This is a genomic window from Acidithiobacillus sp. (assembly GCF_023255755.1).
Taxonomy (GTDB): domain Bacteria; phylum Pseudomonadota; class Gammaproteobacteria; order Acidithiobacillales; family Acidithiobacillaceae; genus Acidithiobacillus.
This window is the reverse complement of record NZ_JAGDVS010000123.1, coordinates 1-9,914: the sequence shown is the minus strand read 5'-3', so window position 1 is coordinate 9,914 and position 9,914 is coordinate 1. Positions and strand designations below refer to the sequence as shown.

Annotated in this window: 8 protein-coding genes; 1 reads left to right on the top strand and 7 read right to left on the bottom strand. The window is 56.0% G+C overall.

Going from position 1 to position 9,914, the window contains the following annotated elements; genetic code table 11:
• The 7 genes from Q0C48_RS08660 to gltX form a co-directional block, all read right to left on the bottom strand.
• Positions 1-1,397, bottom strand: a 1,397-nt coding sequence (locus Q0C48_RS08660; protein ID WP_291523445.1) for an NAD+ synthase, incomplete at its 3' end; no start/stop codon positions are given.
• The gene (sucD, locus tag Q0C48_RS08655; RefSeq protein ID WP_193640488.1) at positions 1,397-2,269 is read right to left on the bottom strand and encodes a succinate--CoA ligase subunit alpha; all 873 of its coding nucleotides are present in this window, start codon (positions 2,267-2,269) and stop codon (positions 1,397-1,399) included. The genes Q0C48_RS08660 and sucD, both read right to left, overlap by 1 nt.
• Positions 2,266-2,610 carry a hypothetical protein gene (locus Q0C48_RS08650; RefSeq protein WP_031576064.1) on the bottom strand — a complete coding sequence of 115 codons (345 nt, stop codon included), beginning with the start codon at positions 2,608-2,610 and terminating at the stop codon, positions 2,266-2,268. Before Q0C48_RS08650 ends, sucD begins: the two co-directional genes overlap by 4 nt.
• Position 2,611: 1 nt before the next feature.
• Positions 2,612-3,775: an ADP-forming succinate--CoA ligase subunit beta gene (sucC, locus tag Q0C48_RS08645; protein WP_031576067.1), complete on the bottom strand. Its 1,164-nt coding sequence runs from the start codon at positions 3,773-3,775 to the stop codon at positions 2,612-2,614.
• A 10-nt stretch (positions 3,776-3,785) separates the two neighbouring features.
• A complete protein-coding gene (gene icd / locus Q0C48_RS08640; RefSeq protein ID WP_291523439.1) occupies positions 3,786-5,075 on the bottom strand; it encodes an NADP-dependent isocitrate dehydrogenase in 1,290 nt (429 codons plus the stop codon).
• A complete protein-coding gene (locus Q0C48_RS08635; RefSeq protein WP_291523437.1) occupies positions 5,072-7,009 on the bottom strand; it encodes an aconitate hydratase in 1,938 nt (645 codons plus the stop codon). Before Q0C48_RS08635 ends, icd begins: the two co-directional genes overlap by 4 nt.
• Before the next feature lie 157 nt (positions 7,010-7,166).
• Positions 7,167-8,576: a glutamate--tRNA ligase gene (gene gltX, locus Q0C48_RS08630; protein WP_291523435.1), complete on the bottom strand. Its 1,410-nt coding sequence runs from the start codon at positions 8,574-8,576 to the stop codon at positions 7,167-7,169.
• Positions 8,577-8,970: 394 nt separating this feature from the next.
• On the opposite strand from gltX, the gene Q0C48_RS08625 reads away from it, so the two are divergent.
• Positions 8,971-9,914, top strand: a 944-nt coding sequence (locus tag Q0C48_RS08625; RefSeq protein ID WP_291523433.1) for an IS256 family transposase, incomplete at its 3' end; no start/stop codon positions are given.

The following is a 9,914-nucleotide window of genomic DNA, read 5'->3' as shown; positions in this document are numbered from 1 at the left end:
TCGTAGGGGGGCAGACTGTCCTGATCCTGTTGATCGGGCGCCAGCTCCGCCGAGGGTGGCCGGGTCAATACCCGCTCGGGAATGACAAGGGCATGTTGGTTGCGGTAGCGGGCAAGACGATACACTAGGGTTTTGGGGATATCCTTGATGACCGCAAAACCACCCGCCATATCACCGTACAGGGTGGCATAACCCACCGCAATTTCACTTTTATTGCCGGTGGTTACCAGCAGGTGCCCAAACTTGTTGGAGTAGGCCATCAACAACCCGGCACGCACCCGCGCCTGCAGATTTTCCTCGGTGGTATCCACCGGGCGTCCCTCAAACAGCGGCGCCAAGGTCTGTAAGTAAGCCTGGAAAACCGGCTCGATGGAAATCAGATCGTAGGAAACCCCCAGACTCTGGGCCTCGGCAATGGCATCTGCAACGCTCATTTCGGCGGTATAACGGGAAGGCATGATCAGAGCATGCACCTGCTCCGCCCCCAAAGCATCCACAGCGATTGCCAGGGTCAAGGCTGAATCCACCCCGCCCGAAAGGCCCAGCACAATACCCGGAAAATGATTTTTACGCACATAATCGCGGACCCCCAGAGTCAGGACCGCATAAACCTCGGTCTCCGTATCGGCTGCCGCAATGAGCGCTGTATCACCTTTAACCTGCAAACCCTGAGTGGTTTTTTCAAAATCCGTGAGGATGACCGCCGTTTCACAAATCGGCCCCCGGGCTACCAACCGACCCTGTGCATCCACCACAAACGATCGACCGTCAAAAACCAGCTCATCCTGACCACCCACCAGGTTCGCATAGCAGATGGGCATTTGTGTCTGCGTTGCCAGCGCCGCCAGCCGTCCTTCCCTTTCCCCCTGCTTGTGCCGGTGGTAAGGGGAGGCATTGAGGACCACAAGTAACTCCGCGCCCTGGTCTCTGGAGGCCTGAGCCACTTCGGAACCACACCAGACATCTTCGCAAATTGCCACGGCGCAGGAGACTCCCGCACAGTCAAAAGTCAGGGGCTGGGTACCTGGCGTAAAGTAACGCAGTTCATCAAATACTGCGTAATTGGGCAGACAGTGCTTGTGGTAAACCGCTTCTACCTGACCATTTCGCAACAAGCTGGCACAATTATAAAGCCGCGTGTTGACGCGCTGGGGATGCCCCAACAACAAGGGTAAAGGCGTTTGCGCTGCCAGGGTTTTTACCGCTTCTGCGCAGGCCTGCACAAAGTCTTCACGCAGCAGCAGATCTTCGGGAGGATAACCGCATAAAGCCAGCTCCGGGGTTACCAGTAAATCGGCACCCCCAGCTTTTGCCTCCTGTGCTGCCTTCAGGATCAATGCCACATTCCGGTCGATGTCACCGACCCAGACATTGCACTGCGCCAGAGCAACGCGCATTAACGGCTCAACAAAGCTGCGGCGCGCGTACCCAGTTCAGCCGGAGAATGCACACAATGTACCCCCGCCGCCTCCAGTACCGCGTATTTTGCCGCAGCAGTTCCGGCATTGCCGTCAATGATCGCGCCGGCATGGCCCATGCGCTTGCCCTTGGGCGCCGTTGATCCGGCAATAAAAGCCACCACTGGCTTGCTGACACTGGACTGAATATAGTGAGCCGCTTCTTCTTCCATGCGCCCGCCGATTTCGCCAACCATGATAATCAGCTCGGTTTGTGGATCCGCCTCAAAGAGCGCCAGCACCTCGACAAAACTCATGCCGATCAGTGGATCGCCACCAATGCCGACACAGGTACTCTGGCCGAGACCCAGGCGGGTGGTCTGCTCAACCGCCTCGTAGGTCAGGGTGCCAGAACGGGAGACGATGCCGACCTTGCCCGGACGATGGATGGAACCGGGCATAATCCCGATTTTTGACTGTCCGGGAGTAATAATACCGGGACAGTTGGGACCAATAAGACGCGCCGTCGAACCCGCCAGATAGTGTTTCACCATTAACATGTCATGCACCGGGATTCCCTCGGTAATGCAGACAATCAGTTCAATGCCCGCCGCAGCCGCTTCAATAATGGCATCGGCCGCAAAGGGAGAAGGCACATAAATCACACTGGCTTCGGCGCCGGTTTCCTGCACCGCATCAGCCACCGTATTAAAAACCGGCAAATTCAGATGGCGGCTGCCCCCTTTTCCGGGTGTGACCCCGCCAACCATGCGGGAGCCATAAGCCACGGCCTGCTGCGAATGAAAAGTTCCCTGCTTGCCGGTAAACCCCTGGCAGATAATACGGGTGTTCTGAGACAGCAATATGCTCATATATGCACCAAAACAAGAATCAACAGTAGAATAATGACGGCTTCACCCAGCAATAAAAGCAGTATGTAAGGATTGCGCCGGACAACGGGCTGGGCATGATTCACATCGCTACGCAGCGCGGCGAGATCCTGCCGGAGACCCTCCAGATCATCCACCTGGGCCACCGTTTTCAGTCGCTCGTCGAGAATCTGATCCAGAAGCACCGCCATTTCCGCCATGCGCTCGGCAGATTTTTGATCTGCGCCGCGTTTTACGTAGGCATCGGCCAAACGCGAAATCAACGGGCCGGAATTGCGCAATACCGGCCACAACCGCTGCAACCAGAAAATATTGATGGACACCTTAACCCTGAGCGGCAGCCACCGCTTTCACAGCGGCATCCGTCAGACCATCGGCAGAAATCAATGACAGGCCACTTTCTCTCAACAAAGCCATCCCTTCCTCCTTGCGGGTCCCTTCCAGGCGCACCACTACCGGCAGATGGATGCCCACCTCGGCTGCGGCCTGAATAATGCCCTCTGCCAGCAAATCACAGCGGGTGATGCCGCCAAAGATATTGACGAGAATGGCTTTTACCCGGGTGTCGGACAAAATCAGCTTAAATGCCTGGGTGACCTTGTCTGCCGCCGCACCACCACCTACATCCAGAAAGTTGGCGGGTTCCCCGCCATGCAGCTTGATCATGTCCATGGTCGCCATAGCCAGCCCTGCACCATTGACCATACAGCCGATGTTCCCTTCCAGGGAAATATAATTGAGCCCAAACTGTCTGGCGGTAATTTCCCGACCATCCTGCTGGGTGGAATCAAACAATTCGTCAGATTCAGGATGCCGGTACAAGGCATTGTCATCCATAACCAGCTTGGCATCCAGCGCCAGCAGACGGCCATCGCTGGTAACCGCCAGCGGGTTGATTTCGACCATCAACGCATCCAGCTTCTGGGCAAGACGATACATGCCCTGCATGATGCGGGTCAGCTGCTGCACCTGACTGGTATCCAGACCAAACTCAAATCCCAGCTGTCGGGCCTGAAAAGGCAAAAATCCGGTGCTGGGATTAACAACCAGCTTTTTCAAAGCTTCCGGCCGGGTTGCAGCCAGTTCCTCAATATCCATGCCGCCTTCCCGTGTCGCGAGAAAGGTAATTCTGGCCTGTCCCCGGTCCACCATCAGCGCCAAATACAACTCGCGGGCAATACTGCTTGGCTCCTCAATCAACAAAGCCGCCACATGCTGGCCCTGCGCACCGGTCTGGGCGGTTACCAATGGTTTTCCAAGCAGCTCCTGGGCGGCTTTTTCCACTCCGGCAATACTGTGAACGACCCGCACCCCACCAGCTTTGCCTCGGCCTCCGGCATGCACCTGGGCTTTCACCACCCAGGCCGGACCGCCCAGTTCACGCGCCTGATTCACGGCTTCACGCACCGAAAAAGCGGGAATGGCGCGGGGGACCGAAATCCCCTCTTCGGCCAACAAACGCTTGGCCTGATACTCATGCAGATTCATGAAAGTTCCTTTAAAAACGGCGGATCAGCGCTGCCGTAAACTCTGTGGTGCTCAGTGCCGGCACATCACCCCGCAAGGCCGCCAGATCACCGGTGACTTCACCAGCCGCAATGGCGGCATTCATGGCCGCCACAATCGCCTGAGCAGCCTCTCCCCAGCCCAGATGCTCCAGCATCATGACGGCCGACAAAATCAGCGAACTGGGATTGGCCTTGCCCTGTCCGGCAATATCGGGTGCCGTACCATGGGTGGCTTCAAAAATCGCGTGGGTATCAGAAAGGTTGGCACCGGGTGCCATGCCAATACCCCCAACTTCTGCGGCCAGGGCATCAGAAACATAGTCACCATTCAAATTCAGCGTGGCAACCACTGAGTAATCTTCCGGGCGCAGCAAAATCTGCTGCAGAAAATTATCGGCAATCACGTCCTTGATGATCAGCTTCCCGTCGGCAATGGCCTGCTGCTCAGCTTTTTGTCCTGCCGCCTTACCTTCTGCCTTGCTGATGGCGGCCTTTTGCCTCCAGGTAAATACCCGTCCGGCGAACTCCCGCTCCGCCAGGGCATAACCCCAGTCACGGAAACCACCTTCGGTAAATTTCATGATATTACCCTTGTGCACCAGACTGACAGAGGGCTTGCCATGCTCCAGAGCGTATTGAATGGTACGCCGGATCAGACGTTCCGAACCTTCCGTCGATACGGGTTTGATGCCAATGGCAGAGCTGTCGGGAAAGCGGATTTTTGTGACGCCCATTTCTTCCCGCAGAAAACGGATGATTTTTTCTGCTTCGGGACTACCCGCAGGCCATTCAATACCGGCGTAAATGTCCTCGGAGTTTTCCCGGAAAATAACCATATCCACTTTTTCCGGATGCCGCATGGGGCTGGGCGTCCCCTCAAAATAACGCACCGGCCGGAGGCAGACATACAAGTCGAGATCCTGACGCATGGCCACATTCAGACTACGAATTCCCCCGCCCACCGGAGTTTCCAGAGGGCCTTTGATGGCGACTTTATATTCCCGAATGGCGTCCATGGTCTCATCGGGCAAATACTGCCCTTCACCATACAGTTGCACGGCCTTCTGACCGGCAAACAATTCCATCCAGGCAATCTGCCGCTGTCCTCCATAGACGTTGGCCACTGCCGCATCCACCACACTGCGCATGGCCGGAGTCACATCACAACCAATCCCGTCGCCCTCAATGAAGGGAATAATGGGTTGATCTGGCACCTGCAACACCCCATTCAGCAGCGTCAAGGGACTGCCTGTTACGGGTTTCTGAATATGGGTCGTCATGACACCTGCTCCAGTTGTTCACTCGCCCAGGACAAGGCACCCCCCTTCAAAATCAATTCCAGATCACGGGCGCTGGCAAGCTGCGGCATCACTTCAATATCCAGACCCTGCGTCTCATCGCGTAACATCAGGGGTTTCCCCAGAGTCAGGCCCGACAGATCGAGGCCCAGCTGATCACCCGCCTGTACCTTGGCGTAATCTTCAGCATGCACAAAAGTGAGCGGCAATATCCCGAAATTAATCAGATTGGCGAGATGAATCCGGGCAAAGGACAGTACCAACACCCCCCGAACGCCCAGATAGCGCGGTGCCAGCGCAGCATGTTCGCGGCTGGAACCCTGACCATAATTACGACCCGCCACAATAAAACCACCGCCGGATGCCTTGGCCCGACTCGGGAAAGTTTCATCCACCATATGAAAAACAAATTCGGAGATAGCGGGCAGATTGGAACGCAAAGGCAGCACCTTAGCACCCGCCGGCATAATATGATCGGTCGTGATATCGTCTTCGAGACGAATCAGCACCTCGCCTGCCAGATGCGCGGGCGCGGCCTTACCTGCCGGTAACTTGGCGATATTCGGACCACGAATAATTTCAACCTCCGTGCCCTCAGGGGCAGGAGCCAACACCATGCGATCATCCACCAGGAACTGTCCCGGCAAATCGACGTGAATAGGTGCCAGGCCCAAATCGCGGGGATCAGTAATCTCGCCAGTCAGAGCGCAGGCCGCACAGGTTTCCGGACTCGCCAGATAAACCTCGGCATTTTTGGTGCCAGAACGCCCGTAAAAATTACGATTGAAGGAGCGTACGGAAACCCCCTGGGTTGGTGGTGCGAAACCCATCCCGATGCAGGGTCCACAGGCAGATTCCAGAATACGTGATCCGGCACCAATAAAGTCCAGCAACCCGCCATCCTTGGTGACCATTTCCATGACCTGACGGGAACCCGGAGAAACTCCCAGACTGACCCCATCCGCAACCACCTTGCCCTTGAGCATCTGCGCGACGGTCATCAGGTCGGTGTAGGAGGAATTGGTACAGGAACCGATGGCTACCTGGGCCACCTTGGTTCCGGCCACTTCCCGCACTTTTTTGACATTATCCGGGCTGTGCGGGCAGGCAATCAGGGGCTCCAGCGTATCCAGATTGATTTCGAGCACTTCGTCGTAACTCGCATCCGCATCAGCCACCCACTCGGACCAGGTCGCTCCACGCCCCTGGGCGGCAAGATAGTCCCGGGTCACGCCATCACTGGGGAAAACACTGGTGGTAGCCCCCAGTTCCGCCCCCATGTTGGTGATGGTCGCGCGCGCAGGGACACTCAAATGTGCCACCCCCGGGCCGAAATACTCAAACACCTTGCCCACCCCGCCTTTGACAGTTTTCAGACGCAGTACTTCAAGAATGATGTCCTTGGCACTGACAAAAGGCTGTAATTTTCCCGTCAGTTTGACGCCCACCACTTCCGGCATATTCAGGTTGAAGGGCAAACCGCCCATGGCCAGGGCAATATCCAGGCCGCCCGCGCCAATAGCCAGCATTCCGGCACCGCCAGAAGTCGGTGTATGAGAATCCGAACCCAACAAGGTACCACCCGGTTTGGAAAACCGTTCGAGATGTACCTGATGACAAATACCATTGCCCGGCCGACTGAAATGGACTCCGTATTTCGCGGCAAAGCTCTGCAGAAACCGGTGATCGTCCGCATTTTCAAAGCCGGACTGCAGCATATTATGATCGACATAGGAAACAGACAGTTCAGTGCGTACCCGAGGCAGACCCAACGCCTCAAACTGCAAATAGGCCATGGTTCCAGTGGCATCCTGGGTGAGCGTCTGATCAATACGGATAGCTATCGGACTCCCCGCCTTGAGGGTGCCACTCACCAAGTGCGCGGCAATAATTTTCTGGGTGACGTTCATAGCCATGAGCTGATCTCCTGAGCTGGAAAATACGATCGGGAACTGCGCTTGACTCCATCATCGCAAATGAACCGCCCGACGCCAAGTATCAGCAGCTGCTAAAATCCCTGAAAATTGGAAGGATGCGCGTATACCACCCAACCCAAATTGCTTGGGACTGCGCTCAGCCCCCCGCAAGCCAGCTGCGAGCATGGCGGATACGGGCAAGCGTCTCGTCTTTTCCCAACAGCGCCAGGGTGCCATCAATCGGTGGAGAAACCGCTCGCCCGGCCACGGCAACCCGTAAGGGCTGGGCGATTTTTCCCATTTTCCCCTCGGCATGACTGACGGCCAATTCCTGAATGGCACTGTGAATAGCCGCCGCCGTCCAGACTGGCAAGGTCTCCAGATGCTGGAGGAGACTCTCCAGCAAAGCGCTCTGACCATGAAGATGTTTTTCTACATCCTTGACCTCACCCGTCACTGGAGCCAGATAAAACATTCTGGCGGCCTCGGCCATTTCTACCAGGGTCTTGGCACGCTCCTGCAATATGGCGACCACCGCAGACAAGTCCGGGCCTTGGGCCAAACTTGCCTCGGTGATGCCCTGGGCGTCCAGATATGGCCGTAAATGCTGAGCCAGGCCCTCGGGACTCAGCCGTTGCATATGCTGGGCATTAATCCACAGCAATTTTTCCGGGTTAAACGCCGAAGCCGCTTTATTAACGGTATTAATCTGAAAAAACTCAATCATTTGTTCGCGACTGAATATTTCTTCGTCACCATGGGACCAACCCAGACGTATCAGAAAATTCAGCAGAGCATCCGGCAAAAATCCCTGCTCCCGATATTCCAGTACGCTGACAGCACCGTGACGTTTGGAAAGTTTCTGCTTGTCCGGCCCGAGAATCATCGGTACATGGGCGTAAACCGGAAGATTTGCACCCAAGGCCTGCAAAATCTGCATTTGTCTGGGGGTATTATTGAGGTGGTCATCGCCCCGGATAACATGGGTAATACCCATGTCCCAGTCGTCCACCACCACACAGAAATTGTAGGTAGGCGTCCCATCAGAGCGGGCGATAATCAGATCATCCAGTTCGCTGTTCTGAAAGCTGACCCGCCCATGAATCAGGTCTTCCACCACCGTTTCGCCCGTATCCGGACTGCGAAAACGGATAACCGGTGCCACCCCCTCACGGGCGGTACTGCGTGTCCGGCAACGCCCGTCATAACGGGGCTTTTCGCCGCGCGTGCGTTGCTCTTCACGCATGGCATCCACTTCTTCACGGCTGCAATAACAGTAATAGGCAGTCCCTGCTGCCAACATCTGCGCCAGCACTTCCCGATAACGATCCATGCGTTGTGTCTGGTAAAATGGGCCCTCGTCCCAATCGAGCCCCAGCCAGGCCATGCCCTCAAGGATGGCCGCTGTTGCTTCAGGCGTAGAGCGCTCCAGATCCGTATCTTCAATGCGCAGCACAAAACGCCCCCCCTGGCGGCGGGCATGTAACCACGAATACAGCGCGGTGCGGACACCACCAATATGTAAATAACCAGTAGGACTCGGCGCAAAACGGGTACGAACAGACATGAGCAATCAACCTGCAGCAGTAAACATAGGGGTAAATGATAACAGGCACGCTCTGGCTTCGGTATCCTTGTAAACAATCCGATACGTTCCAAATATCAGCTCTCATGGAGCTGTTTTACAAATGTGGCACCTCTGCCCGAAATTCAGACAGAGGGCAGATATCTTCATCAACGCGGACTCTTGACATGAAAAGCACCTCAGCACGTTTAAACATACTTTATGGAGAACGTCCTTGCCTGGTGCCGAGCAATGACAAACAATTGCACGGTATGTCCGGCGCCATCGGAGCTATGCTCGAAAGTGGTGTACGGGCGCGTTACAACTGGCTTGAATGAGGTGGCGTACTGTTGCTACAAAGGGTTTCCGACTCAAAGAGCAACATAAGGAGTACGCCGTGGAAAAGAATACCGTAATAGCAGGTGGGATGGGAGAGTTGGGTCTGGGCATTGAAGGGATACTTCGACGCGCGGCACGCTCTCTGATTGAGCAGGCCATAGAGGCAGAGGTGGCGGTATTGCTGGAAGAATTTGCGACGGTGCGGATGGTTGATGGGCGTCAGGCGGTCGTGCGTAATGGGCATCTGCCGGAGCGCGAGATCATGACCGCTCTGGGTCCGGTACCCGTCAAAGTACCCAAGGTGCGGGACCGCTCAGGATCGGGGATCAAATTCAATTCGGTACTGGCGCCTCCGTATGTACGCAAATCACGAACGGTAGCCGCTACAGTACCTTGGCTCTATCTGCATGGGGTGTCTTCCGGCCACATGCAGGAAGCCCTTTCCATTTTGCTGGGTGATGAGGCCAAGGGACTTTCACCTGCGGTGTTGGGACGTCTCAAGGCGGAGTGGGCGCAAGAGTATGCCCATTGGCAACACCGCTCCCTACAGGGAAAGCGCTATGCTTACTGGTGGGTAGACGGTATTTATACGAACCTCCGTGCGGAGGAGGATCCGCGTATCTGCCTGCTGGTGATTATCGGCGTGACGGCAGAGGGCAAGAAAGAGCTGGTCAGTGTCAGTGACGGCCTGCGCGAATCCAAAGCTTCCTGGCTGGAGATCCTGCGTGACCTGCAGGCGCGCGGTCTGGAGACGGCCCCTTTGCTCGCCATTGGGGATGGTGCCATGGGGTTTTGGGCCGCACTGGATGAAGCCTATCCCGAAACTGGTCAGCAACGCTGCTGGGTGCATAAGACCGCCAACATTCTCAACGAACTTCCCAAAGCCCAACAGAGCAAAGCCAAGGCAGCGTTGCAGGAAATCTGGATGGCCGCCAATCGCCAGGCTGCGGAAAAAGCACTGGACGTGTTTGTGCGCAATTACCAGGCAAAGTATCCCAAGGC